Origin of the sequence: Pseudomonas sp. CC120222-01a (assembly GCF_003097235.1) — a bacterium.
Classification (GTDB): domain Bacteria; phylum Pseudomonadota; class Gammaproteobacteria; order Pseudomonadales; family Pseudomonadaceae; genus Aquipseudomonas.
Map to the genome: position 1 here is coordinate 446,651 of NZ_QEQQ01000001.1, position 25,723 is coordinate 472,373.

A 25,723-nucleotide genomic window follows, 5' to 3' on the forward strand; every position below is an offset into this window, starting at 1 on the left:
GGAGCACAGCACATGCAACCACATCAGTACGCACTCGCCGCTGGTATCGGCTGGATTATCACCCTGATCATCCTTCCTTTCTTGATCGCCAAAGCACGCAGACTTGCTTATGCCCGGGGCTTCGAGGCCGGTAAAACCTTCCACGACCAGACCTTGAACCTGCAACTCAAGGAAGCCAAACAGGCCTTGGACGATCTCCGCGCAGAGCTGCTGCGCACTCAGCAAACCGGAAATGTGGAGCTTGCCGCGCGCCGAGCCAGCATCACCGCGCTCAAGGCAAGCATCAGGGAGCTTGAAGCCCGAATCATGTCGTACACAGGGCTCGCGGTGACCAAGGCGGACTACGAGAAGCTGGTCAGCGCTTCGTCCACGATGCGCCTGGCTCAGCGCACTTTCAAAGCGTTGAAGACCGATGCCGAGGCAACGCGCGCAGGCGCCCAGGCTGACGTCATTGACGATCTGGCCAAGCGCATCCACGCCCAACTGCGCAGCACCCCGACCAGCGCCGCTACAGCAGGAGCTGCAGCATGACTACTAAGACCGCTCGCAGCTGCCTCTTTCACGGCCCCGCCGGATGCGGCAAGACCACCAACGCCCCGGCCATCGCAAAAGCGCTCGGCCTTAGCCAGATCCTCGACAACTGGGACGCTGGCGCCCCTGTACCGCTGCTGGACACCCTGGTGCTGACCAACGCTAACAATCCCGCCTGGTACTTCGATGGCCGCGTGATGACCTTCGACCAGGCCATGCAGATCACCCGCCAACAGGAAGCGACAGCATGACCGCCGCCCTGATCGACATACAAGGTGCGCAGCAGCAAGCCCTGCCCTTCCAGCGCGAGCTGTACGTGGATCTGTTCGCCGGTGCCGGCGGGGCCAGCAGCGGCGGCGCCCGCGTGTACCGCGACCCTGACATCGCCATCAACCACAACCCCATCGCAATCGCGGTTCACCGCGCGAACCACCGCAACACCCGCCACTACATCAGCGACATCTACGAGGTCGACCCGCTGGAAGCCACCGGCGGCCAGCCCGTGGGCATCTTGTGGGCGTCCCCTGACTGCCGCCACTTCTCCAAGGCCAAGGGCGGCGCACCACGTAGTAAGGCAGTGCGCTCGCTACCATGGGTTGTGGTTCGCTGGGTCTTCGCCACTCGCCCACGCCTGCTGTTGATGGAGAATGTTGAAGAGTTCCAGGCCTGGGGGCCATTGGACGACGAAGGCAAGCCGATCAAGTCGGAAATGGGTCGCACGTTCAAGGCGTTCGTCGCCTGCCTCACCAGCGGCCTGAGCGCCGATCACCCCGACATGGCCGAGATCATGGCCTGCATCGGCCAGTGGATACCCATGGAAGCACTGGTGCGCGGCCTGGGCTGCAATGTGGAGTGGCGTGAGCGCCGCGCCTCGAACGCTGGCTCCCCCACCATCCGCAAGCGCCTGTTCCTCATCGGCCGCACGGATGGCCGCCCCATCGTCTGGACGAAGCCGAAGCGGCACGAGAACCCGAAACCAGGCCAATTGCCTTGGCGCACCGCCGCCGAGTGCATCGACTTCTCCGACCTGGGCAAGAGCTTGTTCGCCCGCAAACGCCCGCTGGTGGACAACACCTGCAGGCGGGTGGCCAAGGGTTTCTGGCGCCACACCGTCATGGCCGAGCAGCCTTTCGTGCTCCAGCTGGACGAGCAACAGCTGGCCGCCGCAAGCCTCACCGAGTTCGCCAACGCGAGCACGCAGCGAACTTTCAGCGCCGGCGAGCCGCTGCGCACTCAGGTGGCCCAGATCAAGGGCGGCCATTTCGCCCTGGCCGCAGCCCACCTGACCCACCTCACCCATCAAGGGGACCGTTCGGGCTACCCCGTTTCTGAGTCCACCCGGACGATCACTGGGGCGAACCGAGGCGAGCAAGCATTGGTTACCGCGTCGATGGTCACCCTGCGCAAAGGCTCCACTGGTAGCGGCATGGACCACCCTGTAAATGCCCTGACCACCGGCAGCGGCCACCACGCGGTCGCTGCATGCCACTTCGAGCAGGCCAACGGCGGTTTCTACAAGGGAGACGGGCGAGCAGCCAAGGTGCCACTGAGCACGATTCTCGGGCGCGGCACCAACCAGCGCCTGGCGAGTGCTTACCTGGTGAAGTACTACGGCACCGGCGGGCAGTGGCAGGACATGGGCGAACCGATGCACACCCTGCCGACCAAGGAACGCATGGCGCTGGTCACCGTTGTCCAAGTGCCCGCCGCGATCCTGCCGCCAGAACTTCTGGCAAAGGCCCGCAAGTGCGCACACTTCCTGCACAAGTACCTGCCGGAGCACTTCCCCGAGCTGGTCGATCTGGTGCTACTCGGCGAGCATGCTTTGGTCGATTTCACCCTGCGTATGCTCAAGGCCCCGGAACTGAAGCTCGCACAAGGCTTCAGCCCCGACTACATCCTTGATCGCGGCCTGTTCGAGAACAAGGAAACCGGCCTGTTGGAATGGCGCGCCATCAAGAACACCGACCAGATCCGCCTGATCGGCAACAGCGTCTGCCCTGACGAAGCGGAAGACTTGATCGCCGCCAACGCGAAAGACCTGATCGACCTATACCAGCAGGAGGCCGCATGAGCACGCACCGCCATGATTGGTACATGAGCGAGGCCGACGACGGCGGCCTGTATCACTGCAGGAAGTGCAGGCGCACCCACGAAGGCACTGTCCCTGAAGCCCACGGCTGCCCAGTGTCCAACGCCGAACACAACGCCGTCGCTTGGCTCGGCCAGGCCGGGCTGTACCGCACTCGGTTTGACGCCGTGTGCAACTGCGAGCAGTCCGTCACACCAGTATCCGCCAACGAACTGTTCCAACTAGCCAGCAAACAGGTGCTCAGCCAGCTCAACGAGGGCCGTCAACATGCCTAACCCAACACGCACCTGGCAGCTGGTCAGCCTCGCGCTCACCGTGGCGCTGATCGCCACCCTGGTCAAGCTGTATTGCAGCAGCGCCGCCCACCCCACTGCTACAGACACGTTACCGACTGTAAACAGCGCCACAAACCTTGAGCACCTGGCCCTCAGCCCGAACGCTCGCCGAGTCCATGAGAGGTATTCGCTGTGATTGACACATCGACCTACACACCGACCACCCGCACGCGCAAGGGTATGCAGACGATGCTACGCCCCGCCATGTCGTTCATCTGCGACATCTGCGGTAAGGCTCGCGTGAAGGGCAATCACGACCAATGCTCCAAGACCCGTCAAGCCGCTGGCTTCATCATCATGCGAGGGCGCAAATCATGAACACCGATCCGAGAGACGTGTTCGTCAGCCTCAACCCCCTTGGCTTGGGCGAGCGCGAACTGAAGAAGGACAAGACCGGCTTCGCCGACATGCGCACGCATAACGACTATCTGGTGTTCCTGGCTGGCTACAAAGCAGGCACGGTAGACGGCGAGGAACGCGAGTACCAGCGCCACCGCCCGATGAACGCCGAGGGCTGCAAGCCCGAGATCAGCATCATGCTCTCCGGCACGCCCTGCGTCGGTGCAGTGGGCGGACGCGACCTCAACAAAGCGGAGGGCGGCACGCCCGACAGCAACATCTACCCCGGCAGTTCACCCACTTCGAAGGCCCTCTGCGCAGCGAAGGCGGCTGATAACGAATTGCTGATGGCACAGGTCGGATTGCTGGCAGCAGTAAGACGTATCTATCCAAATGGCAGCCGGCTGATGATCAATGCTGGCGGGAACAAGATTGAAGTTGAGGTGACAGGCCACTGCGCAGCCTGGTGGTCTCGCCCTGGCTACATCTACGGAAAGAATTGCAAGACCGATAAACCCCGCACCTTCCATCACAGCGCTGTTTTGGAGGTGCTTCAATGAACACAGCATTCATGCTGATGGCGCAATACAACGGCCTCGCCATCATTCCGATTGACCAGGTGTGCACTGACTACTTCACACACCTGACCCCAGACATGTTCCAGCGCAAAGTGCTCGCTGGTCAGATTCAGTTACCCATCACCAGACTTGAGGCCAGCCAGAAAAGTGCGAAGGGCATACACCTGGCCGACTTGGCGATGTACTTGGATCAACAACGAGATGCTGCACGCAAAGAATGCGCGCAGCTGAATAGAACCTACCGAGCCAGTTAACTATCAACCCGGGCGCCGAGTTTAACCGGCGCCTGGATAATTTGATCCAACCACTTCCAGCCCGTGTAGCGATCCCCTCGCCCTCGCAAGTGGGTATAACGCCGCAATGAATTCCAATCGCGGTGACCAGACGTACTCGAAACCCTCGGGATGTCCCAGTCCATTTCAAACAGCCGGCTCACCCCTTCATGGCGCAAGTCATGAAAGTGCAGATCCTCGATCCCTTTCATCTTGCATGCCTTGGACCAGGCCGTGCCGATTGAATCCGTGTTGTACGGGAATATCTCGGGGCACTCTCGAGGCATGCTCTGCACGATGATCCAAGCCTCATCCGGCAAGTAGCACCAGACATCATTGCCGATCTTCTGCCCGGGGTTTTTCATATCCCGCACCTTCACCGCCTGTCGGTGCTCATCCAGATCGTCCCACAGGATACGGCTGATCTCATCCATCCGGCGTGTCGAGAAGATCGCGAACGCCATGACCTTGGGCATATGGATGACGCTTGGTCGACGCTGAAGCATCTCGAAGAAGTGCTCCAGCACCTTGTCGAGCTCCTCCAACGTCGGCCGACGATCCCGCTCTCGGCTTCTCAGGTTGTAACCAAACTTCTTCAGCACGAGGCGCGCATCCGGCATTGCCTGCGGATCGATCTCATAGCCCCAAGCCGCGCGGGCCAGGGACAAAACCGACCCCAGATGCGCCATATCATTGCCGGCCGTCTGCGGCTTGATTCCTCCACCTTCAGCACTCATTCGCCACAAGGCGTAGTCCACCAGCACCTGCTGGGTGATGTCTGAGTCGACCTTCTCACCTAGGTAGCTGTTCTTGATGGCATTCAACGTACGCCGCTTCGTCTCGCCCAGCGGCCGGGCTTTCTCGGCCTCGACCAGGTAGCGGTCGATCATCTGCTTAATCGTGTGCCCTACCCGGCTAGCCCGCTCGATTGCACCAGGTTCTGCCAACTCTGTTTCCCGTCGCTTCGCCCAGGCCACCGCCGCCTGTTTGCGGGCGAACGTCTGGCTCTCTTGGTAGACTGTCACCTTGTCGCGGTTGATGCGGATCTGAGCTGTGTAGCTGATGGTGCCGTCGGCCTTCTTACGGGGTCTGATCGTTGCCATGAGAATTGGTACACGTCCTGATTCGATTGGTACATTGTACCAAGCGCTTGGTAAAAATGCCCCAAAACCCCCGAAAATCGGTAAGAAACACGTTGAACGAAAACACCGCAAAATCAGACGCTAAGCCAGAAACCATGCGCCCTGAGCCATCCCGCCGCTTCAGCGTTGCGCCGATGATGGACTGGACTGACAGGCACTGCCGGTTCTTCCTGCGCCTGCTCTCCAAGCAAACCCTGCTCTACACCGAAATGGTCACCACCGGCGCCCTCCTACACAACGACGCCCACCGTTTCCTGCGCCACGACGTCTCCGAGCACCCGCTGGCCCTGCAGCTGGGCGGCAGCGTGCCGGCCGACCTGGCCGCCTGCGCCAAGCTGGCCGAGGAAGCGGGCTACGACGAGGTCAACCTGAATGTCGGCTGCCCGAGCGACCGGGTGCAGAACAACATGATCGGCGCCTGCCTGATGGCCCACCCGGCACTGGTGGCTGATTGCGTGAAGGCCATGCAGGATGCGGTATCCACGCCGGTGACGGTGAAGCATCGCATCGGCATCAATGGCCGCGACGGCTATGCCGAGCTGTGCGATTTCGTTGGCCAGGTGCGTGATGCCGGCTGCCGGAGTTTTACCGTGCATGCGCGGATCGCGATTCTCGAGGGGCTGTCGCCGAAGGAAAACCGCGAGATCCCGCCGCTGCGCTACGACGTGGCCGCGCAGTTGAAGGCGGACTTCCCGGACCTGGAGATCGTGCTCAATGGCGGGATCAAGACCCTGGCGGAATGCCAGGCGCACCTTGAGACCTTCGATGGCGTGATGCTGGGGCGTGAGGCGTACCACAACCCTTACCTGCTGGCCGAGGTGGATCAGCAGCTGTTTGCCAGCCAAGCGCCGGTGGTGAGCCGTAGCGAGGCACTGGAGCAGTTGCGGCCTTATATCGTGGCGCACATGGAGAGTGGTGGCGCGATGCATCACATCACCCGGCATATTCTGGGGCTTGGCCAGGGGTTCCCGGGGGCGCGGCGGTTCCGGCAGTTGTTGTCGGCGGATATTCACAAGGCGGCGGAGCCGCTGAAGGTGTTCGATCAGGCGGCGGAGTTGATGCAGGGGCGGTGATTCTCTAGCCCGGCACCGTCCTGTAGGAGCGGCCTTGTGTCGCGAAAGGGCCGCAAAGCGGCCCCTCGGTCCTGGCGTCAATGCATAGATTGATGGGGCTGCTTTGCAGCCCTTTCGCGACACAAGGCCGCTCCTACACGGGATACACGCCACATCTAGAGTGGCTTGGGGAACCTCGCGCCAGCTGCTGACTCGAATCATCACCTTCGGCAATTCTGCCCGCCCCACTGGCCTCTTGAGCGCCCGTCGGGCCTCGGGTAATGTCGAGTAAATGCACAGGACAGAGCACGCCCATGACCTCCAAGCTGGAACAACTCAAGCAGTTCACCACCGTGGTTGCCGACACCGGGGACCTGGATGCCATCACCCGCCTCAAGCCGGTCGATGCCACCACCAACCCGTCTCTGCTGCTCAAGGCCGCTGCCATCCCGGGCTACGCCGAGCTGCTCAAGCAGGTTAAGGCCGATGCCAAGGGCAATGTCGACCTGGCCTGCGACAAGTTCGCCGTGGCCGTGGGCGCGGGCATTCTCAAGGTCATTCCGGGGCGCATTTCCACCGAGGTGGATGCACGCCTGTCGTTCGATGAGCCGGCCCTGCTGAACAAAGCGCGCCAGCTGATCGGCCTGTACGAAGCCGCAGGCGTGTCGAAAGACCGCGTGCTGATCAAGCTGGCCTCCACCTGGGAAGGCATCCGCGCCGCCGAGAAGCTGGAAAAGGAAGGCATCCAGACCAACCTGACCCTGCTGTTCTCCTTCGCCCAGGCCCAGGCGTGCGCCGACGCTGGCGTATTCCTGATTTCGCCGTTCGTGGGCCGTATCTACGACTGGTACAAGAAGAGCACCGGCCAGGACTACGTCGGCGCCGAAGACCCGGGCGTGCAGTCGGTCACGCGCATCTACAACTACTACAAGGCCAATGGCTACGACACCGTGGTCATGGGCGCCAGCTTCCGCAATCTCGGCCAGATCGAACAACTGGCCGGCTGCGATCGCCTGACCATCAGCCCGGACCTGCTGGACAAGCTGGGCAGCGACCAGGGCGAGCTGCCGCGGATTCTCAAACCAGGCAATGCCGGTGAAGCCAAGCAGGTGCTGAGCGAAAGCCAGTTCCGCTGGGCGATGAACGAGGATGCCATGGGCACCGAGAAGCTGGCCGAAGGCATTCGCCAGTTTGCCCGGGATCAGGAAAAACTCGAGAAGTTGATGGCTGAAAAAGCCTGATACATCTAACGTTTGCCAGGCGGGCGGGAAATGTTCAGCATTTTCCGCCCGTTTGTTTTAGCGGGCTTTGAACGCGCTCTGAACCCAAAGGCAACATGACCTCTTCCCCATTGCCCCTCGTACTCGCCGGCCCGGTACTGCGCCGCCTTGAACCGCAAAGGCTGGCCATCTGGCTGGTCGGCAGCCAACCCCTGCAACCCGAATTCATCATCGACAGCACCCCCACGGTCGATTGCCAAGTCGTTGCAGTCGGCCAGCGCGCCTTCATCCACCTGCTGGATATTCACTTTGCCGAGCCCCTGCCGCGCAACGTCGCCATTGAGTACGACCTGCTGATCGACGGCCAGGGCATCGCCGACTGGGCCCCATACCTGCTCTACCCTGGCAGCCATCGCCCCAGCCTGGTGCTGCGCGACCGCCTCGACCAGCTGTTGCACGGTTCCTGTCGCAAACCGCATCACCCGGCCGCCGACGGCCTGCTCTGCGCCGACCGATTGCTACAGGCCTGCAAACGACCGGAAGACCGCCCGGCCGTACTGTTGATGACCGGCGACCAGGTTTACGCCGACGACGTCGCCGGCCCGATGCTGCGTGCCATCCATTCGCTGATCGAGCGCCTGGGGCTGTTCGACGAAGCGCTGGATGGCGCGGTGGTCGCCGACAGCCAGGCGCTCTACCGCCATCCAGCCAGCTACTACCACCGCGCCGACCTGCTGCCTGCCCAGGAGAGCAACGAATCGCTGCGCGAACGCTTCTTCGGCGGCAAGCGCAAGCCGATCTTCTCCTCCAGCAACGCCGACAACCATCTGGTGACCTTCGCCGAGGTCATGGCCATGTACCTACTGGTGTGGGCGCCCGCGCCCTGGCGCCTGGTAGATCTGGGCATGCCTGCCGGTCTGAGCCAGCAGGACCAGGCACGCTATCGCGAGGAACTGCCGCTGATCGAGGCCTTCGCCGCCAGCCTGGGCGACGTGGCACGGGTGATGGCCCACCTGCCCTGCCTGATGATCTTCGATGACCACGACATCACCGATGACTGGAACCTCTCGGCGCAATGGGAAGAAACCGCTTACGGCCACCCCTTCTCGCGCCGGATCATCGGCAATGCGCTGCTGGGCTATCTGCTGTGCCAGGCCTGGGGCAACGATCCGGATGGCTGCAACACATTAGTCGGCCAGTGCCAGACGCTAACCCGGCAGCAGGATGAGCTGATCGGCGAACTGTTGCGCTTCCAGGGCTGGCAGTACAGCCTGCCCAGCGACCCGCCGCTGCTGGTGCTGGACACCCGCACCCGCCGCTGGCGCAGCGAGAGCGACCTGGGCAAGCCGTCCGGCCTGCTCGACTGGGAAGCGCTGTGCGAACTGCAGCAGGCGCTGCTGGACCACCCCTCGGCAATCATCGTGTCACCGGCACCGATCTTTGGCGTCAAGCTGATCGAAACCGTGCAGAAGGTGTTCAGTTGGCTGGGCTACCCGTTGCTGGTGGATGCCGAGAACTGGATGGCCCACCGTGGCGCGGCGCAGGTGATCCTGAACATCTTCCGCCATTCGCGCACGCCGGGGCACTACGTGATCCTCTCGGGCGATGTGCACTATTCGTTCGTCTACGAGGTACTGATCCGCCACCGCCAGCGCAGCCCGCACCTGTGGCAGGTAACCAGCAGCGGGATCAAGAACGAGTTCCCACGGCGCTTGCTGGACGTGCTGGACAGGCTCAACCGCTGGCTGTATTCGCCACGCTCACCACTGAACTGGTTCACCAAGCGCCGGCAGATGGAGGTGGTGCCACGCACGCCCAGCCGCAGCAAGGCCGGGGAGCGGCTGTGGAATGGGGCGGGGTTGGGGCAGGTGCTGTTCGATGAGCAAGGGCGGCCGGCGCGGGTGTTCCAGTTGAGCGCGGATGGCAGCGAGGCGACCGAGTTTGCACAGCAGGATTAAAAGTCACCTGGCGGCTACGCGATTCCTGTAGGAGCGGGCTTGCCCCGCGAAAGGGCCAGTACTGGCAACCAATATCTAGCAACCATTACCTGCTTCACGCCACGGCGACCTGAACTATGTTTCGCTTGAACGCTCATCAAGGGATATCACATGGATCGTGCCCACAACCACCTCCTGCGCCGTGGCCGCTTTTCTCAACCGGGTGGGCTTTATCTGCTCACTACTGTCACCCATCAGCGACAACGCATCTTTACTCAGATGCGCTTTGCCCGCGCCGTCATTCATCAACTGCGGAAAACAGATACGGATGGCTTGACCCAATCTTTGGCGTGGGTCGTCATGCCTGACCATGTGCATTGGCTGATTGAACTGCAAACTGGAACCCTGTGCCATCTGATGCGCCGGTTCAAATCATGCAGTAGCCATGCGCTTTATCAAGCTGGCATGGCGCGCCGCAAAATATGGCAAGCAGGGTATTACGACCGAGCGCTGCGCCGAGAAGAGCATGTGCAGGAAGTCGCCAGGTACATTATCGCCAATCCGATAAGGGCTGGACTGGTGACACGGTCAGGGGACTACCCACACTGGGATGCGATCTGGGTATGAGCTGATGGCCCTTTCGCGGGGCAAGCCCGCTCCTACAATGACCGTGTCATACCGAAAGGGATCAGGTCCGCTCCAGCGCATTCACCAGGTCATGGAAGGCTTCGCGGTTGGAGTCATTGAGCCCCATGAGAATCTTGTGCGCCTCCAGTACCTTGGAGCGCACCACGTCCTCGTTCTGATCCTGCGACGGCAGGTCGGTCAGGCACTCGGGGCGCGGCACCGGGCGGTCGACGATGTTGAACACCTGGTCGAAGCCCATGGATTGCAGCAGGCGCGAAATGTCCGGGTTGGTGGTCACCACGGTCGGCAACAGGCCCACCTTCTGCCGCGACAGGATCGACAGCTTGGCCAGCAGGCCCAGGGTGGTGCTGTCGATGCTTTCGGTTTCGGTCAGGTCGATGACGATGGTCGAGAAGTTCAGCGCGGTGAAAATCTTCTCGATCGTCGCATCCAGCGCCGAACACAGGGTCAGGCGCACCTCACCGACGAATTTCAGTACAAAGGTACCGCTCTGCTCGGCGAACTGGATTCTACCGGTACTCATTGAAGGTTCCTGCTCAACACCAATAGGGCGATATCATCCGGCATCTCCCCAAGCGTAGCCAATCCAAATCGTTGGCGCAGCCCATCCAGGCTACCACCCGCTGCATTGACGATCTCCGGCAAGGCAGCTTCTTTATCTTTGAGCGTATGCCCCGGCAAAAGGTCCAGAATGCCATCGGACATCAGGCTCAGGCTGAACTGCGGCGGCAACTCGATCACCAGGTCCTGGTAGGTCGCCTCGTCGAACAGCCCCACCGGAAGGCCGCGGCCTTCCAGGTAGCGGGCCTGGCCCGGGGTATACAGCACCGGCAGCGGCAGGTGGCCGCCCACGGCGTAGGTTAGCAGGCCGGTTTCTTCGTCGATCACGCCACCGACCATGGTCACATGCTTGCCCAGCTTGCAGTTGATCAGGCCGCGGTTGATGTGGCTGAGCACTTCCGAAGGCTTGAACTCGCGCAGCTTGCTGCTGCGCTTGAATTCGAACAACAGCCGCGTGGTCATGAACTTCAGCAACACCGTGACGAACGCCGACGACGCACCGTGCCCGGAGACATCGGCCAGGTAGAAGGCAATGCGCCGCTCATCCACGCGGAAGTAGTCGGCAAAATCGCCCGACAGGTACAGCGACGGGATGATCTGGTGCTCGAAGGTGAACTCGCCAAGCTTCCAGGGGCTTTCCGGCAGCATGTTCATCTGCACCTGGCGACCAGCGGTCTGGTCCTCCTGCAACAGGTGCAGGCTGGCTTCCAGTTCACGGTTGGCCGCTTCCAGCTTGTCGCGGTAGCGCTGGTTTTCCAGGACCAGGCGCGAACGGTCAAGCGCCCGGCGTACCGAGTGTTCGAGCACGGCCAGGTCTTCCAGCGGCTTGATCAGGTAGTCGGCGGCGCCCAGGCGCAAGGCCTCGACCGCGTCGCTCATCACGCCGGCACCCGACACCACGATCACCGGCAACTGCGGCGCGCGCTCGCTGATCTGGCGGATCAGTTCGAGGCCGCCCATCTGCGGCATGCGCAGATCACAGATCACGAGGTCGGGCTGGTGTTCTTCGAAGACCTGGAGCCCCTGCTGGCCATTACCGGCCTGGAGGACACTGAAGCCACTGTCTTCCAGATAGGCGGCGAGGCTCGCACGGACCACGTCGTCATCATCGATGATCAGCAGCGTTGCACTGATTTTCTGCATGTGGGCGAACGGCGCCGATTTGGGTGGGTGCAGGGGCGTCTGCAAGGCTGACATCCAACTGCTGGAATACTCTGTGGTAACGCTCTACTTGAGTTGTAGGCCAAGAACGCGGCTCAGGCAACCAGTCGAGATACCTCGTAAGGCGCAGACGGTACTCCCATCCGCCAGGCGTTTCAAGCATACGTCGGTCGAGTTCGCTGCTCTTTACAGGGTAAATCACCGAGAGTTATAAAAACGCCAACCAGTACAACCTATTGGGAAGGATGCAGCATGCCTCATACGCCCTCCAACCACAGCGAGAAACGCGATTTCATCCGCATGCGCATCGACACCGAGGTCAGCCTGCTGCATGAGGGGCAGGTCATCGCGGCGGTGTGCCTGGACCTTTCCAGCGGCGGCATGCAGGTGCAGGCGCCGCAGCAATTCAAGGTCGGTGACCACCTGGAGGTGCACATCGACTCCGATCACCCGGCCCTCAAGGGCCTGCACGCCAGCACCGAGGTGGTGTGGATCGCCGACCAACCTGATGGGCAGCAGAAACTCGGCCTGCGCATCCTGGCCATGCATTGAGCTGTAACAAAAACGGCGACCCGAAGGTCGCCGTTTTCATGCCAGCACGGATCAGAAGTCGTCTTCGACTTCGCCATCCTTGACCTTGAACTCGCGGTTCTGCAGGTAGGCATTGCGAATGAAGATGTACTTGTCACCCTGGATCAGCTTCTCGGCCGACAGCAGGCTGGCCCGGGTATCGACCACGTTCAGGGCGAAGATCGAGTTACGCACCGGCACATCGTTGATGTAGCGGTAGGGTTCGGTGTAGGTGTCCGGGTACTTGGCCAGGCCGTCACGCACGGTGCTCGGGCCGAGCAGCGGGATCACGACGTATGGACCGCTGGGCACGCCCCAGTGGCCGAGGGTCTGGCCGAAGTCTTCGTCGTTGCGCTGCAGGCCCATCTTGGTGCCGACGTCAAAGAAGCCGCCAAGGCCGAACACGGTGTTGACGATCAGCCGCGCGGTATCCACGCCCGCTGCATGGGGCTTGAATTGCAGCACGTCGTTGGCCAGGTTGGTGACATCGCCAACGTTGTTGAACATGTTGTGGATGCCATCCTGCAAGAACTGCGGGGTGACCCACTGGTAGCCCTTGGCCAATGGCTTGAGGCCATAGGTGTCGATCGTATCGTTGAAACGGAAAATCGGTCGGTTGACCGCTTCCCAAGGATCTTCCTCGGTGGCGGCCTGAGTGGCTGCCATGGGCGCCAGCAGCAAGCTGGCGCAGACAAAGGCCTGGGTGACTCGCTCGATCACACCGGCACCGATCCTACGCATAGATGTTTCTCCATCGAAATTCTCGGCCGCAAGCGCAACGGGTGCGCTGCTGTACCGCGGCAGTATAGAGCCTTGCACGCTGATAAACAGCTTTACACATTTTTGCTCAATAAATTGTGAACAACTGTTGCCCGTCACAGCACGGTAACAATCGTCGAATAGCCTGCGGATTATTTCAGGGACGTTACCATGCTCGCTGCACCCGCCATTACCGCTGTGCTGTTCGGCCTGCGCGGCTGCCTGGTCCAGGCCACCGACGGCAGCCCCCTGCCCGCCCCTGGCGCCCTCGAAACGCTGGCTGGCCTGCGCCACGCGCAGGTGCCGTGCATCTGGCTGGACGACTTGAGCAGCCTGCAGAGCAGGCGCCTGGCCACCGTGTTGCCAGACTGGCTGCCGGGCCACTCGGTCAACGGTGTGCGCTGGCCGGCGCCGAATGCCTGCTGGCAGGCATTGATGAGCCTGGACAGCGAACGCCTGGAAGGTTGCGTGCTGGTCAGCGGTGAACCCAAGCTCTTGCAGTCAGGCCTCAACGCCGGCTTGTGGACAGTGGGCCTGGCGGCCTGCAGCCCGTCGTGCGACCTCTCCTCCAGGCAATGGCAGGCCATGACCCAGCAAGAGCAGGATCTGGCCCGCGGCAAGGCCACCCTGGCCTTGTTCAGCCTGGGCGTGCATTCGGTAATCGACCACCTCGATGAACTGGACACCTGCCTTGCCGACATCGCCCTGCGCTGCAGCAAGGGCGAAAAACCCTGACACAGGCCCATTGATGCGGATCATGCAAAGCGCCAGCGAGTGGATTACGCTAGGAGACAGGCGAGAACCTTTGCCGCTTCGCTGAGGTCCATGCCTTGCCAAGCCATTGATGGAGAACAGCCAATGCCTGCCCGCGAATTGCAAGAGCGCTTGAACAGCCTGCGCGAGCAACTGGACCGCAACGTACCGCTTACCGATGAAGAACTGGCCGCCCTGCACGAAGAGGCCAGGCAGATCGAAGCGCAGTTGAAGCTCGAGGAAGCCACGCCGGACAACAACGTGGTCGACGGGGTGAACCTGGCGATCGAGCGCTTCGAGGCCGACCACCCGGATTTGACCGCCACCCTGCGCAGCATTGCCAACTCGCTGCATAGCATGGGGATCTGAAACAACTGGGGCCGCTTTGCGGCCCCAACTACACAGAACTTACTGACGAACCAGGCGCAGATTCGCCGGGCTGATCGCCCCGGTGCTGCGGTATGGATTGATATCCAGCCCACCCCGGCGCACATACCGCGCATACACGGTCAGGTGCTCAGGCTCCAGCAGGTTCTTCAAATCCAGGTAAATCCGCTCCACGCACTGCTCGTGGAAGTCGGCATGCTGGCGGAAGCTGATCAGGTAGGTCAGCAGGCTGGCATGGTCCAGCGCCCTGCCCTTGTACTCCACCACCACGCTGCCCCAGTCGGGCTGGCCGGTCACCGGGCAGTTGGATTTGAGCAAGTGGCTGTGTACGGTTTCTTCGATAATGCGCTCCGGGTTGCAGTTCAGCAGTTCAGGTTGCGGCTGCTCGTAGTTATCGATCGCCACATCCAGCGCATCGATGCACTGCCCAGGCAAGGCAACCACGCCCTGCGCCTCCACCTCCGACAAGGTACGCACCTGCACACCTACCGGCTTGCCAGCGGCCGCTGAAAGGTCCTTCTCCAGGCACGCCTGCAGCTCGCCGATCGAGGCGAACTTGGTCTGGTTCAATGAGTTCAGGTAAAGCTTGAACGACTTCGATTCGATGATGTTCGGCGAATCGGCCGGGATGGCGAATTCGCCGATGGCCACCACCGGCTTGCCCGACGGCAGCAACCACGACAGCTCGAAGCAGTTCCAGTAATCCACGCCCTGCCACGGCAAGGTCTGGGCAGTCACGCCCAGCTCAGCCCACTTGGCCGTACGCGGGATCGGGAACAGCAACGAAGGCGTGTAGGTGGCGATGTATTCGCTGGACTTGCCCAGCGGAGAATGTTCGGCGGCGGGATGCATGGAAACTGACCTGGAGGTTCGAAATTGCCTCTAGTCTACCGGTTTTGCATCCCGCCTTGGAGTGCAAGTCACTCGATGGTCAGCTCTCCGACCATACCGGCCTGATAATGCCCCGGCACGTTGCAGGCGAACTCGATCGGCGCCGACTTGCGGAAGGTCCAGGTCAGCTCGGCGCGCTGGCCAGGCTGCACCAGCACGGTGTTGCCGCCGTCGTGGCCGTGGGCACCGTGATCCATCGGTTTGGCGGGCGCATGGCCCATCTGCGAATGGTCCATGCCCTCATGCTGCATGGCCGCGTTGTACATCTTGCCCTGCATGGCGATCATTTCCTTCTGGTGCTCGGCATGCATGGCCTTGTCACCGAGGTTGAATTCATGGGGCAGCTTGCCCTCGTTGATTACCACGAAACGCACGGTCTCGCCCGCCTTCACGTGCAGGCTCTTGGGCTCGAAGGCGATGTCCTTGAGCACTACCTCGACGGTGCGAGTGGCCTTGGCTGCCGGGGCGGGCTCGCCGAAAGCGAAGGTTTTCGCCTCACCGGCCAGGGTGGGCAGGCTGACCAGCGCTAGCGCGGCGGCGATGAACAGGTGTTTCATGATGACTCCGAAAATCACAACGGGATGAGACCACTCTAGAAAGGCACGGCTGGCGCTTAGCTGACGGGAAGATTACAACTTTGTCAGCTTGGGCGAGCAGGCGCATCGTCACGTATCATTTCATCCCACGGGTGTCGCCCTTCCCTGTGGGAGCGGGCGAGCCCGCGAACACGGGCGCAGCCCGTGCCATACACCGCAGCGCCCTTTTCGCGGGCACGCCCGCTCCCACAGGGAACCGCGTCAACCCTCTGATTGTGGATTGAGCATGAAACTGCTGATCGTCGAAGACCAGGCCCGCACTGGCCAGTACCTGAGCCAGGGCCTGAGCGAAGCCGGCTTCGCCACCGAACTGGCCACCGACGGCGAGACCGGCCAGTACCTGGCCCTGACCGGCGACCACGACTTGCTGATCCTCGACGTGATGCTGCCCGGGCGTGACGGCTGGCAGATTCTGCAGGCCGTGCGTACTGCCGGGCTGGACACCCCGGTGCTGTTCCTGACTGCCCGCGACGCCGTCGAAGACCGCGTGCACGGCCTGGAACTGGGCGCCGACGACTACCTGGTCAAACCCTTCGCCTTCTCCGAACTGCTGGCCCGGGTACGCAGCCTGCTGCGCCGCGGCGCCAGCCCCAGCCAGGACACCACCCTGACCCTCGCCGACCTGCGCCTGGACCTGATCCGCCGCCGCGCCGAACGGGCCGGCACACGCATCGACCTGACCGCCAAGGAGTTCGCCCTGCTCGAACTGCTGCTGCGCCGCCAGGGCGAGGTGCTGCCCAAATCGCTGATCGCCTCGCAAGTGTGGGACATGAATTTCGACAGCGACACCAATGTGATCGAAGTGGCGGTACGCCGCCTGCGCCTGAAGATCGACGACCCGCACCCGAACAAGCTGATCCATACCGTACGCGGCATGGGCTACGTGCTAGAAGAGCGCCACGACTGATGCGCCGGCTTTCCCTCGGCACGCGCCTGGCGCTGCTGTTTGCCGCCTGTACCGCCACCGTGTCGCTGGGCGCAGGGCTGCTGTTCAACCGTGCCAGCGAGCAGCATTTCGTCGAACTGGACCAGCAACTGCTGGAGTCGCGCCTGTCCCTGTTTCGCAGCCAGCTCGCCGGCCTGAAGCGCCCTGACGATCTGCAAAGCCGCTTGCCAGCCCTGCGCAACGAGCTCAGCCACCAGGCTGACCTGGCGCTGCGCATCAATGGCCGCGACGGGGAAATCTGGTTTGCCAGCCGCGACGGCCTGCCAGGCACTCCGTCATCGCCCGGGCTGACGACCCTGCACGCAGACGGCGTCGATTATCGAAGCCTGGCAGTGCCACCAGACGCTCAGACGGCTGCGCAACTGACGCTGTTTCTCGATATCACCCATCACCAGCACTTCCTGCAAGGCATGCAGCGCCTGATCTGGCTCACCGTCGGGCTGTCGGCCCTGGCCACTGCCCTGCTCGGTGCCTGGGCCGCACGCAGTGGCCTGCGCCCCTTGCGCCAGATGGGCCAGGTGGCCGCCAGCGTCTCGGCACGTTCACTGACCACGCGCCTGCCGGTGGCACAGATGCCCGAGGAACTGGCGGAGCTGGCCACTACCGTGAACGCCATGCTGCAACGCCTGGACGACGCCTTCCAGCGCCTGTCGGCGTTCTCCGCCGACATCGCCCACGAACTGCGCACGCCGCTGTCCAACCTGCTGACCCACACCCAGGTCACCCTCACCCGCCCGCGCAGCCTGGAGGACTACCGCGAGGCACTGCATGGCAACCTCGAGGAGTTGCAATGGATGGCGCAGATGATCAACGACATGCTGTTCCTCGCCAAGGCCGACCACGGCCTGCTGGTGCCGGGGCAGGCGGCGTTGGCCTTGCACGATGACGTGGACGCGCTGCTGGAATATTACGCGCCGTTGGCTGAGGACAATGAGGTGCAGTTGCTGCGCGAAGGCGAGGCGGTATTGCAGGGCGACCGGCATATGTTGCGCCGGGCCCTGTCAAACCTGCTCGACAATGCCCTGCGCTTCACGCCGGCGGGCGGGCAGATACGGGTGACGCTGGAACCGGGATTGCGGATTTGCGTGGCCAATACCGGGGCGGCAATCGAAGCGGCGGCTTTACCGCGCCTGTTTGATCGCTTCTACCGGGTGGACCCGGCGCGGCGGGAAGGTAGCAGCGAGCATGCGGGGTTGGGGTTGGCGATTACCCGGTCGATCGTGCAGGCCCATGGCGGGAGCATCAAGGCGGAAAGCCAGGGTGGCTGGACCAAGTTCATTATCGAATTACCTGAGGCTCAGTAGGCCCCTGTGGGAGCGGGCTTGTCGGAGCGCCGAACCGCCGCGAACACGGGCGAAGCCCGTGCCATGCACCGCGGGGCCCTTTTCGCGGGCAAGCCCGCTCCCACAAGGATGGCGTGAGCCTCAAACTGCCAGGCCAATCGCCGGTTGCACCTGCGAAGCCCGGTATGCGGGATAGATGGTCGCCAGGAAGCTCATCACCAGGCCGGCAGCACAGATCATCAGCACATCCCCGCCCTGCAACTCGGACGGCAAGCTGCTGACGAAGTAAACATCGGAAGTGAAGATGTGCTGCCCGCTCACCCGCTCCAGCCAGCCGACGATCTGGCTGACATTGAGCGCAGCAATCACCCCGAGCACCCCACCGATCAAAGTGCCGACAATGCCGATCAGGCTGCCCTGAACCATGAACGTCCCCATGATCTGCGCCGGCGTGGCGCCCAGGGTACGGAGGATTGCGATGTCCGGCCCCTTGTCGTTCACCACCATCACCAGGGTGGCGATGATGTTGAATGCCGCCACCGCGATGATCATCAGCAGCAACAGGCCGATCATGGTCTTTTCCATCTTCATCGCGCTGAACAGGCTGCCCTGGGTGTGCGACCAGTCATCGGCACGGTAGCCATCGCCCAAGCTCGCAGCGATCGCCTTGGACACCTGCGGCGCGGCATACAGGTCATGCAGTTTCAGGCGCACGCCCTGTACCTGGCCCGGCGCCCAGCGCTGCATTTCGCCGGCATCGGCCACGTGCATGTAGGCCTGCGAGCCGTCCAGCTCGGCACCGACCTTGAAGATGCCGACCACGGTCAGGCGCTGCATGCGCGGGGTGATGCCGCCAGGTTCCTTGCTGATTTCCGGCACGATCAGGGTCAGCTTGTCGCCGGTGTTGAGGCGGAAGCGCCGCGCGGTGAGTTCGCCGATGACCACGCCGTACTCACCCGGCTGCAGGTCCTGCAGGCGGCCCTGGACGATATGCTGGCCGACGATCGAGACCTTATCTTCCTCGGCCGGGTCGATGCCGCTGACCTGGATCGGCTGCATCGCGCCCTTGTACGAGAGCATGCCTTCCATCTCGGTGATCGGCGCTGCAGCCATCACGGCCGGGTTCTGCATCGCAGCGTCGGCCGCCTTGCGCCAGTCGTCCAGCGGCTGCACGCCAAGGATCGAGGCATGCGGCACCAGGCCGAGAATGCGCGAGCTCATTTCGCGCTGGAAGCCGTTCATCACCGACAGCACCACGATCATCGCCAGCACGCCCAGCGACAGGCCGATCATCGAAGTCATCGAAATGAACGAGATGAAGTGGTTGCGGCGCTTGGCCCGGGTGTAGCGCGCGCCGATGAAGATGGGCAAGGGTCTGAACATGTTGGAAACACCCAATTAAAACGGGAAAACGGGGCGGCGCGGCCACCCCGTGCACTCGGTCAGATCGCCACCAGGTGGCCGTCGTCGAGCTTCAGTACGCGGTCCATCTGGCGCGCCAGGTTGAGGTCGTGGGTCACCACCAGGAAGGCGGTGCGCGACGCACTGGACAACTCCTGCATCAGTTCCTGGATGCCCTGGGCGGTGTGGTGGTCAAGGTTGCCAGTCGGCTCGTCGAGCATCACCAGGCCCGGGCGGTTGACCAGGGCGCGGGCGATCGCCACGCGCTGGCGCTCGCCACCGGACAGCTCGGCCGGCTTGTGGTGCAAGCGATGGCCCAGGCCGACGCGCTTGAGCAGCGCTTCGGCGCGCTCACGGGCTTCCGGGATGGCGGTGCGGCCGATCAGCAGCGGCATGCACACGTTCTCCATGGCGGTGAACTCTGGCAACAGGTGGTGGAACTGGTAGACGAAGCCCAGCTCACGGTTGCGCAGCAGGCCACGGGCGCGCTCGCCGAGGGCCGACAGCTCCTCGCCGGCCAGCCACACGCTGCCCTGGGTCGGCCGGTCGAGGCCGCCGAGCAGGTTGAGCAAGGTACTCTTGCCGGAACCGGAGCTGCCGACGATGGCCACGCGCTCACCGGCGTGCAGCTCCAGGTTGAGCCCGGACAGCACCTGCACCGACTCCGGGCCCTCGTCGTAGGACTTGCCCAGGTTGCGGCAACTCAGAACGGCTTTATCACTCATGCGCGACTCACTCATAACGTAGCGCCTCTGCAGGCTGGGTGCGGGCCGCACGCCAGGCCGGGTACAGGGTGGCGAAGAAACTCAGGACCAGCGCCGCACCGCAGACCATGTACACGTCCTGGGCCTGGATCTGCGACGGCAGGTAATCGATGAAGTAGACGTCGGCGTTGAGGAACTTGTGCCCGATCAGTTTCTCGATGCCGGCAATTGCCGCGCTGACGTTCAACGCGGCGACGATCCCGACCACGGCGCCGATCAGGGTGCCAATCACCCCGATCACCGTGCCCTGGACCATGAAGATCAGCATGATCTGCCCAGGCGTGGCGCCCAGGGTGCGCAAGATGGCGATATCGCCGCGCTTGTCGTTGACCACCATCACCAGGGTGGAAATGATGTTGAATGCCGCCACCGCGACAATCAGCAGCAACAGCAGGCCGATCATGGCCTTTTCCATGCGGATCGCCTGGTACAGGTTGCCGTGGGTACGGGTCCAGTCGCGGCTGTAGTACTCCTGGTCGCCCAGCTGCTGGGCGATGCTCCAGGCCACTCGCGGCGCCTGGAACAGGTCGTCGAACTTCAGGCGCAGGCCCTGCACCTGGTCCGGCTTCCAGCGGTGCAGGCGGGACAGGTCGGTGATGTTGGTCAGGCCCAGGTAACCGTCGATCTCGCCCGCGCCAACGTGGAAGGTGCCGACCACGGTGAAGCGTTTCATGCGCGGGAACATGCCGGCCGGGGTCACGCTGACCTCGGGGGCGACGAAGGTCAGCTTGTCGCCGATGGCGACGCCCAGCTTGGCCGCGGCCTTGTCGCCGATCATGATGCCCCACTCGCCGGGCGCCAGCTTGTCGAGGCTGCCTTGCTGAATGAAATTGTCGATGATCGACACCTCGCGCTCGCGCGCCGGGTCGATGCCATTGAGCAACACCTTCTGCACCTTGCCGTCATGGGTCAGCAGGCCCTGCATCTGCGTGTACGGGGCAACCGCCAGCACCTGCGGATTCTGCTTTACTTGTTGGGCAAGGGCAGACCAGTCGTTGATCGGCTGGCCGCTCTCCAGCGTGGCGTGGGGGATCATCCCCAGCACGCGGGTACGCATCTCGTGGTCGAAACCGTTCATGACCGAGAGCACCACGATCATCACCACCACGCCCAGGGCGAGGCCGATCATCGAGGTCAGGGAAATGAACGAGACGAAGTGGTTACGGCGCTTGGCACGGGTGTAACGCGTACCGATGAATGCGAAAAGAGGTCTGAACATGTCGGGGCTTGTTCGGATGAAAGGGAACGTCCTTGTGGCGAGGCGCCTACGGCGGCTTTACACTCGGACCACCGCCGCAACCATGGGTTCGCCATGACGACATTAGACGAAGAAGATCGCCGCGAATACTACCGCATCGAAGATCGGATCGCACTGGAAATCAGCCCCCTCAGCGCGGCCGAAGCCCTTGAAGCAGAACTGTTGCAGGATGATTCGCCGCTGTTCAACCTGCTCAGCGAGCTGCACCTGTCCGACTTCGAGTCGCAGCACCTGCTGCGCCAGCTGAGCGAGAAGGACCGCACCCTGGCAGCCTTCCTGCGGGCGCAGAACAAACGCCTCGACCTGCTCAGTGCAGTGGTCGCGCAAACCCTGCTCGGCGAAATCGGCCAGCCACAACGGGTGATCATTTCCGAAGGTGGCATCGAGTTCGCACAACCCCAGCAGATCGCCCCTGGCACCCGGGTGAAGGTGAAGATGGTGCTGATGCCACGCGCCCACGGCTTGCTGCTGCGCGGCAAGGTCACCCATTGTGACCCGCGCCCGGACGGCGATTTCGAGGTCGGCACGGAATTCACCGACATGACCGATGCCCAACGACAACTGCTGGCCCGCTACATCCTGCAACGCCAACAGCAGCAACGGCGCCAGCAGCTGGAACAAGACGGCCCCGCCTCCTGAGCCCTATTCCCCTGATTTGAAGGAACGAACGTGACCCTGATCTACGGCCACCGCGGCGCCAAGGGCGAAGCCCCCGAAAATACCCTGAAGAGTTTTCAGCAGTGCCTGTCCCACGGCGTGAACCGCTGCGAACTGGACCTGCACCTGTCGGCCGACAACGAGCTGATGGTGATCCACGACCCCACCCTCAAGCGCACCACCGGCCGACGCGGCAAGGTGGTCGAGCATCCGGCTGCCGAATTGATCAAGATCGATGCGCGCAAGGGTGGCCCGGGCCACGTGCAGCCCTGCCCTATTCCGAAGCTGGAAGAGCTGTTCGAGAAGTGCCCGTTCGAGCACTGGCAACTGGAGGTCAAAAGCGCCTCGCGCACCCGCGCCGCCACCACCGTGCTGGCGATCCGCGAACTGGCGCAGCAATACGGCGTGCTGGACAAGGTGACCATCACCTCCAGTTCACGGGAAGTGCTGGGCGCGGCCCAAGAACTGGTACCGGATGTGAAACGCGGGCTGGTAGCCGAGTACGCCTGGCTCGACCCACTGAAGGTCGCGCAGAACTACGGCTGCGAGCTGCTGGCGTTGAACTGGACACTGTGCACCCCCGAGCGCCTGCTCAAAGCCCAGGGCCAGGGTCTGCATGTGTCGGTGTGGACGGTCAACGAACCGGCACTGATGCGCCGGCTCGCTGATTTTGGCGTGGACAGCCTGATTACAGACTTTCCCGGTTTGGCCAAGACCACCCTCGGGTAGGGCTGAAATCGGTCTCCCCGACCGGCTCAGGCCACCGGCCGGAGCCGCTCAAAAAAGCCGGTTCAGGCCGTCGTAGGCAGCTACCCGATAGGCTTCGGCCATGGTCGGGTAGTTGAACGTGGTGTTGACGAAGTACTTCAGATTGTTCTGCTCACCCGGCTGGTTCATGATCGCCTGGCCGATGTGAACGATTTCCGAAGCCTGGTAGCCGAAGCAGTGCACGCCGAGGATTTCCAGGGTTTCGCGGTGGAACAGGATCTTCAGCATGCCTTGCGGCTCGCCGGCGATCTGCGCGCGCGCCATGCCCTTGAAGAACGCCTTGCCCACTTCGTACGGCACCTTGGCCTGGGTCAGCTCTTGCTCGTTCTTGCCGATCGAGCTGATCTCCGGGATGGTGTAGATGCCGGTCGGCACGTCGTTGACGAAGCGCCAGCTGCCGTTGTCGACGATGCTGCCGGAGGCCGAACGGCCCTGGTCGTGGGCGGCACTGGCCAGGCTCGGCCAGCCGATCACGTCACCGGCGCCGTAAATGTTCGGCACGGTGGTGCGGTAGGCTTCGTCGACCTCGATCTGGCCACGGCTGTTGACCTTGATGCCGATGTTTTCCAGGCCCAGCTTGTCGGTGTTGCCGGTACGGCCGTTGCACCAAAGCAAGGCGTCGGCCTTGATCTTCTTGCCCGACTTCAGGTGCAGGATCACCCCGTTTTCCAGGCCTTCGACGCGCTCGTACTCTTCGTTGTGGCGCACGGTGATGTTGTTGTTGCTGAAGTGGTAGCTCAGCGCCTGGGAAATTTCCGAATCCAGGAAGCTCAGCAGCTGGCCGCGGTTGTCGACCAGCTCAACCAGCACGCCCAGGCCGCTGAAGATCGAAGCGTATTCGCAACCGATCACGCCGGCGCCGTAGACGATCAGCTTGCGCGGGGTGTGGCTGAGGCTGAGGATGGTGTCGCTGTCGTAGACGCGCGGGTGGTGGAAGTCGATGTCAGCCGGGCGGTATGGGCGCGAGCCGGTGGCGATGATGATGTGCTTGGCGTTGAGTTTCTCGACCACGCCATTCGGGCAGACCACTTCGACGGTCTGCTCGTCGGCGAAGCTGCCGGTACCAAAGAACACATCGACGCGGTTACGGGCGTAGTAGCCGGTGCGCGACGCAACCTGCTTGGCGATGACCTTCTCGGCGCTCTTGAGCACGTCAGGGAAGGAGAACCAGCGCGGCTCACCAATGGCACGGAACATCGGGTTGGTGTTGAACTGCATGATCTGCCGCACCGAGTGACGCAGCGCCTTGGACGGGATGGTGCCCAGGTGGGTGCAGTTGCCGCCGACCTGACGGCGGCTGTCGACCATTGCCACCTTGCGCCCCGCTTTGGCGGCGTTCATTGCCGCGCCTTCACCGGCCGGGCCGGAACCCAGCACCACTACGTCGTAGTTGTAGACAGCCATGCGTACTCCTTCAGAACTGGCCCGGGGTTACGGTTACCCGCGGGACTCGATCATGCCGCCGGGGCGTCATGAGAAAATTCGGGTGCAGTCTAATCAAGCGTGAACGCCGCGCACATTAACCCTTGGTCGCGTCGTAGGCCAATTTTGCCTGCACTACATGTCATTCACCGATCCCTGGCGGCGATCATCCCTGCCAACGCTTTCAATCGCCTTTCACCGCCTGCTCGAATGCAGGGGTCGCTCGGGAGACGAAGCCACCCTCGGCCCGAGTCACCAAAACCGCAGCCAGATCATGGGCCACGGCGAAGTCCCAGCCGCGCTCCGGCCCCAGGATCAACAGCAGGGTCGAATAGCCATCGGCCTGCAGCGCCGAGGCATCGAGCACGGTGACCGCGGCCAGGTCGTGATCGACCGGGCGCCCCAGGCGGGCATCGAAGGTGTGCGAATAGCGCCGGCCATTCTCCTCGAAATAGTGGCGATAGTCACCCGAGGTCGATACCCCCAGGCCATTGACCGGGATGATCTGGCGGGCAATCTGGCGATCTTCGCGCGGCAACTCCAGGGCGATGCGCCAGGCGCTGCCGTCGGGCTTGCGGCCTACGGCCTTGAGCTCACCGGTGGCTTCGGCGACGAAACTGGACACGCCCATGGCGCGCAGGCGCTCGGCGATCAGGTCGACGGCGTGGCCGGCGGCGATGCTATTGAAGTCCAGCTGGACCGGGGCGTCCTTGCACAATGCCTGGCCGTCGACGCGCAGGTGATGATAACCGACGCGCTGGCGAGCCTGGGCCAGGGCCTGCGGGCCGGGGACCTGTTCGTGGCGGGCCTGCGGGCCGAAGCCCCAGAGGTCGAGCAGCGGCTCGACGGTGAGGTCGAAAGCGCCATCACTCAAGTCGGCCAGGTGCTGGCCGAAGGCGACCAGTTCGAGCATATCGGGCGGCAAGGCCATGCACTGGTTGGCGGGCAGCAGGTTGAACTGGCTGACCGTGGAGTCGTCGCGGTAGGTCGAGTAATGCTGATCGATGTCGTTGAGCAGGCTCTCGACCGCCGACTGGACCTGGGCCGGTGCCGGGCCGCCAGGTTCGCGGACGTACTGGATGCTGTAGCTGCTGCCCATGGTCGGGCCGCCCAGGCGTTCCAGGGTCGGGCCTTGGTTGCAGGCGGTCAGGAGCATCAAGACGAAAAGGAGGGCTGTGCGCAAAGGTCGGACTCTCGATTAGCAACACCGGCCTTGTGGGAGCGGCCTTGTGTCGCGAAAGGGCTGCGCAGCAGCCCCGCACTTTCTGATGTGACACTCATATCCTGGGGCCGCTGCGCGCCCCTTTCGCGACACAAGGCCGCTCCCACAATGACCGCGCCAGCACAGAAAATGCCAGGCAAAAAAACGGGAACCCGAAGGTTCCCGTTTTTTCATGCGC

The 25,723-nt window shown here is 62.9% G+C and carries 29 protein-coding genes; 18 read left to right on the plus strand and 11 right to left on the minus strand.

The annotated features are described in order from the left end of the window. Window positions 1-12: 12 nt before the first annotated feature. The 7 genes from N430_RS02215 to N430_RS02250 all read left to right on the plus strand — a co-directional run bounded on the left by N430_RS02215 (window position 13) and on the right by N430_RS02250 (window position 4,129). Window positions 13-531, plus strand: a complete 519-nt coding sequence (locus tag N430_RS02215) for a hypothetical protein (RefSeq protein ID WP_110631359.1) — start codon at window positions 13-15, stop codon at window positions 529-531. Continuing rightward, window positions 528-782: an AAA family ATPase gene (locus N430_RS02220; protein WP_110631356.1), complete on the plus strand. Its 255-nt coding sequence runs from the start codon at window positions 528-530 to the stop codon at window positions 780-782. The genes N430_RS02215 and N430_RS02220 overlap by 4 nt, the downstream gene beginning before the upstream one ends. Continuing rightward, a complete protein-coding gene (locus N430_RS02225; RefSeq protein ID WP_110631353.1) occupies window positions 779-2,605 on the plus strand; it encodes a DNA cytosine methyltransferase in 1,827 nt (608 codons plus the stop codon). The genes N430_RS02220 and N430_RS02225 overlap by 4 nt, the downstream gene beginning before the upstream one ends. Continuing rightward, window positions 2,602-2,898: a hypothetical protein gene (locus N430_RS29620; protein ID WP_256592042.1), complete on the plus strand. Its 297-nt coding sequence runs from the start codon at window positions 2,602-2,604 to the stop codon at window positions 2,896-2,898. Before N430_RS02225 ends, N430_RS29620 begins: the two co-directional genes overlap by 4 nt. Next, window positions 2,891-3,094: a hypothetical protein gene (locus N430_RS02235; protein WP_110631350.1), complete on the plus strand. Its 204-nt coding sequence runs from the start codon at window positions 2,891-2,893 to the stop codon at window positions 3,092-3,094. Before N430_RS29620 ends, N430_RS02235 begins: the two co-directional genes overlap by 8 nt. Window positions 3,095-3,272: 178 nt before the next feature. After that, window positions 3,273-3,857 carry a hypothetical protein gene (locus tag N430_RS02245; protein WP_110631344.1) on the plus strand — a complete coding sequence of 195 codons (585 nt, stop codon included), beginning with the start codon at window positions 3,273-3,275 and terminating at the stop codon, window positions 3,855-3,857. Then, complete coding sequence (locus N430_RS02250) at window positions 3,854-4,129, plus strand: pyocin activator PrtN family protein (protein ID WP_110631340.1); 276 nt, start codon at window positions 3,854-3,856, stop codon at window positions 4,127-4,129. Before N430_RS02245 ends, N430_RS02250 begins: the two co-directional genes overlap by 4 nt. Here N430_RS02250 and N430_RS02255 read toward each other — a convergent pair. Further along, complete coding sequence (locus tag N430_RS02255) at window positions 4,126-5,250, minus strand: tyrosine-type recombinase/integrase (RefSeq protein WP_110631337.1); 1,125 nt, start codon at window positions 5,248-5,250, stop codon at window positions 4,126-4,128. The genes N430_RS02250 and N430_RS02255 overlap by 4 nt on opposite strands. 134 nt (window positions 5,251-5,384) lie before the next feature. On the opposite strand from N430_RS02255, the gene dusA reads away from it, so the two are divergent. From dusA to N430_RS02275, 4 genes are all read left to right on the plus strand, one after another. Continuing rightward, complete coding sequence (gene dusA / locus N430_RS02260; protein WP_110631334.1) at window positions 5,385-6,362, plus strand: tRNA dihydrouridine(20/20a) synthase DusA; 978 nt, start codon at window positions 5,385-5,387, stop codon at window positions 6,360-6,362. A gap of 293 nt (window positions 6,363-6,655) precedes the next feature. Next, a complete protein-coding gene (gene tal / locus N430_RS02265) occupies window positions 6,656-7,582 on the plus strand; it encodes a transaldolase (RefSeq protein ID WP_110631332.1) in 927 nt (308 codons plus the stop codon). 95 nt (window positions 7,583-7,677) lie between these two features. Then, window positions 7,678-9,519, plus strand: coding sequence for an alkaline phosphatase D family protein (locus tag N430_RS02270; protein ID WP_110631329.1), 1,842 nt, complete (start codon window positions 7,678-7,680; stop codon window positions 9,517-9,519). 150 nt (window positions 9,520-9,669) lie between these two features. Next, entirely contained in the window at window positions 9,670-10,125 is a 456-nt protein-coding gene (locus tag N430_RS02275) for a transposase (protein ID WP_110631326.1), read from the plus strand. 61 nt (window positions 10,126-10,186) lie between these two features. Here N430_RS02275 and rssC read toward each other — a convergent pair whose 3' ends face one another. Together rssC and rssB are read right to left on the minus strand one after the other, a co-directional pair. Further along, window positions 10,187-10,669 carry an anti-sigma factor antagonist RssC gene (gene rssC, locus N430_RS02280; protein WP_027919583.1) on the minus strand — a complete coding sequence of 161 codons (483 nt, stop codon included), beginning with the start codon at window positions 10,667-10,669 and terminating at the stop codon, window positions 10,187-10,189. After that, entirely contained in the window at window positions 10,666-11,850 is a 1,185-nt protein-coding gene (rssB, locus tag N430_RS02285; protein ID WP_110632499.1) for a two-component system response regulator RssB, read from the minus strand. Before rssB ends, rssC begins: the two co-directional genes overlap by 4 nt. Window positions 11,851-12,120: 270 nt before the next feature. Between rssB and N430_RS02290 the strand changes: the two genes are divergently transcribed. After that, window positions 12,121-12,420 (plus strand): PilZ domain-containing protein, encoded by a 300-nt coding sequence (locus N430_RS02290; RefSeq protein WP_110631322.1) that lies wholly within the window; start codon window positions 12,121-12,123, stop codon window positions 12,418-12,420. A 51-nt stretch (window positions 12,421-12,471) separates the two neighbouring features. Here the strand turns inward: N430_RS02290 and N430_RS02295 are convergent, their stop codons facing one another. Further along, window positions 12,472-13,179: a VacJ family lipoprotein gene (locus N430_RS02295; protein ID WP_110631318.1), complete on the minus strand. Its 708-nt coding sequence runs from the start codon at window positions 13,177-13,179 to the stop codon at window positions 12,472-12,474. 189 nt (window positions 13,180-13,368) lie between these two features. Here N430_RS02295 and N430_RS02300 point away from each other — a divergent pair, with 189 nt between their 5' ends. Together N430_RS02300 and N430_RS02305 are read left to right on the plus strand one after the other, a co-directional pair. Continuing rightward, the gene (locus tag N430_RS02300; RefSeq protein ID WP_103449839.1) at window positions 13,369-13,932 is read left to right on the plus strand and encodes a phosphonoacetaldehyde phosphonohydrolase-related protein; all 564 of its coding nucleotides are present in this window, start codon (window positions 13,369-13,371) and stop codon (window positions 13,930-13,932) included. A gap of 123 nt (window positions 13,933-14,055) precedes the next feature. Next, window positions 14,056-14,319 (plus strand): DUF4404 family protein, encoded by a 264-nt coding sequence (locus N430_RS02305; RefSeq protein WP_103449838.1) that lies wholly within the window; start codon window positions 14,056-14,058, stop codon window positions 14,317-14,319. 39 nt (window positions 14,320-14,358) lie between these two features. Here the strand turns inward: N430_RS02305 and queF are convergent, their stop codons facing one another. Both queF and N430_RS02315 read right to left on the minus strand, forming a co-directional pair. Continuing rightward, the gene (gene queF, locus N430_RS02310) at window positions 14,359-15,189 is read right to left on the minus strand and encodes an NADPH-dependent 7-cyano-7-deazaguanine reductase QueF (protein WP_110631315.1); all 831 of its coding nucleotides are present in this window, start codon (window positions 15,187-15,189) and stop codon (window positions 14,359-14,361) included. 68 nt (window positions 15,190-15,257) lie between these two features. Beyond that, window positions 15,258-15,785, minus strand: coding sequence for a plastocyanin/azurin family copper-binding protein (locus tag N430_RS02315; protein WP_110631312.1), 528 nt, complete (start codon window positions 15,783-15,785; stop codon window positions 15,258-15,260). A gap of 265 nt (window positions 15,786-16,050) precedes the next feature. On the opposite strand from N430_RS02315, the gene cinR reads away from it, so the two are divergent. Together cinR and N430_RS02330 are read left to right on the plus strand one after the other, a co-directional pair. Continuing rightward, on the plus strand, window positions 16,051-16,731 hold the full coding sequence (gene cinR, locus N430_RS02325; protein ID WP_085674789.1) for a two-component system response regulator CinR: 681 nt from the start codon (window positions 16,051-16,053) through the stop codon (window positions 16,729-16,731). Beyond that, on the plus strand, window positions 16,731-18,074 hold the full coding sequence (locus tag N430_RS02330) for a heavy metal sensor histidine kinase (protein WP_178083361.1): 1,344 nt from the start codon (window positions 16,731-16,733) through the stop codon (window positions 18,072-18,074). Before cinR ends, N430_RS02330 begins: the two co-directional genes overlap by 1 nt. Window positions 18,075-18,194: 120 nt before the next feature. Here N430_RS02330 and N430_RS02340 read toward each other — a convergent pair whose 3' ends face one another. Genes N430_RS02340 through N430_RS02350 form a run of 3 tightly spaced genes read right to left on the minus strand, consistent with a single transcriptional unit; the run spans window position 18,195 to window position 21,437 of the window. Beyond that, on the minus strand, window positions 18,195-19,436 hold the full coding sequence (locus N430_RS02340) for a lipoprotein-releasing ABC transporter permease subunit (protein WP_110631307.1): 1,242 nt from the start codon (window positions 19,434-19,436) through the stop codon (window positions 18,195-18,197). Between the two features lie 59 nt (window positions 19,437-19,495). Next, window positions 19,496-20,179, minus strand: coding sequence for a lipoprotein-releasing ABC transporter ATP-binding protein LolD (gene lolD / locus N430_RS02345; RefSeq protein ID WP_176506135.1), 684 nt, complete (start codon window positions 20,177-20,179; stop codon window positions 19,496-19,498). 7 nt (window positions 20,180-20,186) lie between these two features. Further along, a complete protein-coding gene (locus N430_RS02350) occupies window positions 20,187-21,437 on the minus strand; it encodes a lipoprotein-releasing ABC transporter permease subunit (protein ID WP_110631304.1) in 1,251 nt (416 codons plus the stop codon). Between the two features lie 93 nt (window positions 21,438-21,530). Between N430_RS02350 and N430_RS02355 the strand changes: the two genes are divergently transcribed. After that, window positions 21,531-22,115: a PilZ domain-containing protein gene (locus tag N430_RS02355; protein WP_103449831.1), complete on the plus strand. Its 585-nt coding sequence runs from the start codon at window positions 21,531-21,533 to the stop codon at window positions 22,113-22,115. 30 nt (window positions 22,116-22,145) lie between these two features. Then, window positions 22,146-22,862, plus strand: a complete 717-nt coding sequence (locus N430_RS02360) for a glycerophosphodiester phosphodiesterase (protein ID WP_110631301.1) — start codon at window positions 22,146-22,148, stop codon at window positions 22,860-22,862. A 48-nt stretch (window positions 22,863-22,910) separates the two neighbouring features. Here N430_RS02360 and sthA read toward each other — a convergent pair whose 3' ends face one another. Then, a complete protein-coding gene (sthA, locus tag N430_RS02365) occupies window positions 22,911-24,305 on the minus strand; it encodes a Si-specific NAD(P)(+) transhydrogenase (protein ID WP_116583633.1) in 1,395 nt (464 codons plus the stop codon). A 202-nt stretch (window positions 24,306-24,507) separates the two neighbouring features. Beyond that, on the minus strand, window positions 24,508-25,506 hold the full coding sequence (locus N430_RS02370) for an FAD:protein FMN transferase (protein WP_110631295.1): 999 nt from the start codon (window positions 25,504-25,506) through the stop codon (window positions 24,508-24,510). Between the last annotated feature and the right edge of the window lie 217 nt (window positions 25,507-25,723).

Bases quoted from the DNA above. Each gene is read 5' to 3' on its own strand.
- N430_RS02215 (WP_110631359.1), top strand. From the start codon at position 13: ATGCAACCACATCAGTACGCACTCGCCGCTGGTATCGGCTGGATTATC.
- N430_RS02220 (WP_110631356.1), top strand. From the start codon at position 528: ATGACTACTAAGACCGCTCGCAGCTGCCTCTTTCACGGCCCCGCCGGA.
- N430_RS02225 (WP_110631353.1), top strand. From the start codon at position 779: ATGACCGCCGCCCTGATCGACATACAAGGTGCGCAGCAGCAAGCCCTG.
- N430_RS29620 (WP_256592042.1), top strand. From the start codon at position 2,602: ATGAGCACGCACCGCCATGATTGGTACATGAGCGAGGCCGACGACGGC.
- N430_RS02235 (WP_110631350.1), top strand. From the start codon at position 2,891: ATGCCTAACCCAACACGCACCTGGCAGCTGGTCAGCCTCGCGCTCACC.
- N430_RS02245 (WP_110631344.1), top strand. From the start codon at position 3,273: ATGAACACCGATCCGAGAGACGTGTTCGTCAGCCTCAACCCCCTTGGC.
- N430_RS02250 (WP_110631340.1), top strand. From the start codon at position 3,854: ATGAACACAGCATTCATGCTGATGGCGCAATACAACGGCCTCGCCATC.
- N430_RS02255 (WP_110631337.1), bottom strand. From the start codon at position 5,250: ATGGCAACGATCAGACCCCGTAAGAAGGCCGACGGCACCATCAGCTAC.
- dusA (WP_110631334.1), top strand. From the start codon at position 5,385: ATGCGCCCTGAGCCATCCCGCCGCTTCAGCGTTGCGCCGATGATGGAC.
- tal (WP_110631332.1), top strand. From the start codon at position 6,656: ATGACCTCCAAGCTGGAACAACTCAAGCAGTTCACCACCGTGGTTGCC.
- N430_RS02270 (WP_110631329.1), top strand. From the start codon at position 7,678: ATGACCTCTTCCCCATTGCCCCTCGTACTCGCCGGCCCGGTACTGCGC.
- N430_RS02275 (WP_110631326.1), top strand. From the start codon at position 9,670: ATGGATCGTGCCCACAACCACCTCCTGCGCCGTGGCCGCTTTTCTCAA.
- rssC (WP_027919583.1), bottom strand. From the start codon at position 10,669: ATGAGTACCGGTAGAATCCAGTTCGCCGAGCAGAGCGGTACCTTTGTA.
- rssB (WP_110632499.1), bottom strand. From the start codon at position 11,850: ATGCAGAAAATCAGTGCAACGCTGCTGATCATCGATGATGACGACGTG.
- N430_RS02290 (WP_110631322.1), top strand. From the start codon at position 12,121: ATGCCTCATACGCCCTCCAACCACAGCGAGAAACGCGATTTCATCCGC.
- N430_RS02295 (WP_110631318.1), bottom strand. From the start codon at position 13,179: ATGCGTAGGATCGGTGCCGGTGTGATCGAGCGAGTCACCCAGGCCTTT.
- N430_RS02300 (WP_103449839.1), top strand. From the start codon at position 13,369: ATGCTCGCTGCACCCGCCATTACCGCTGTGCTGTTCGGCCTGCGCGGC.
- N430_RS02305 (WP_103449838.1), top strand. From the start codon at position 14,056: ATGCCTGCCCGCGAATTGCAAGAGCGCTTGAACAGCCTGCGCGAGCAA.
- queF (WP_110631315.1), bottom strand. From the start codon at position 15,189: ATGCATCCCGCCGCCGAACATTCTCCGCTGGGCAAGTCCAGCGAATAC.
- N430_RS02315 (WP_110631312.1), bottom strand. From the start codon at position 15,785: ATGAAACACCTGTTCATCGCCGCCGCGCTAGCGCTGGTCAGCCTGCCC.
- cinR (WP_085674789.1), top strand. From the start codon at position 16,051: ATGAAACTGCTGATCGTCGAAGACCAGGCCCGCACTGGCCAGTACCTG.
- N430_RS02330 (WP_178083361.1), top strand. From the start codon at position 16,731: ATGCGCCGGCTTTCCCTCGGCACGCGCCTGGCGCTGCTGTTTGCCGCC.
- N430_RS02340 (WP_110631307.1), bottom strand. From the start codon at position 19,436: ATGTTCAGACCCTTGCCCATCTTCATCGGCGCGCGCTACACCCGGGCC.
- lolD (WP_176506135.1), bottom strand. From the start codon at position 20,179: ATGAGTGATAAAGCCGTTCTGAGTTGCCGCAACCTGGGCAAGTCCTAC.
- N430_RS02350 (WP_110631304.1), bottom strand. From the start codon at position 21,437: ATGTTCAGACCTCTTTTCGCATTCATCGGTACGCGTTACACCCGTGCC.
- N430_RS02355 (WP_103449831.1), top strand. From the start codon at position 21,531: ATGACGACATTAGACGAAGAAGATCGCCGCGAATACTACCGCATCGAA.
- sthA (WP_116583633.1), bottom strand. From the start codon at position 24,305: ATGGCTGTCTACAACTACGACGTAGTGGTGCTGGGTTCCGGCCCGGCC.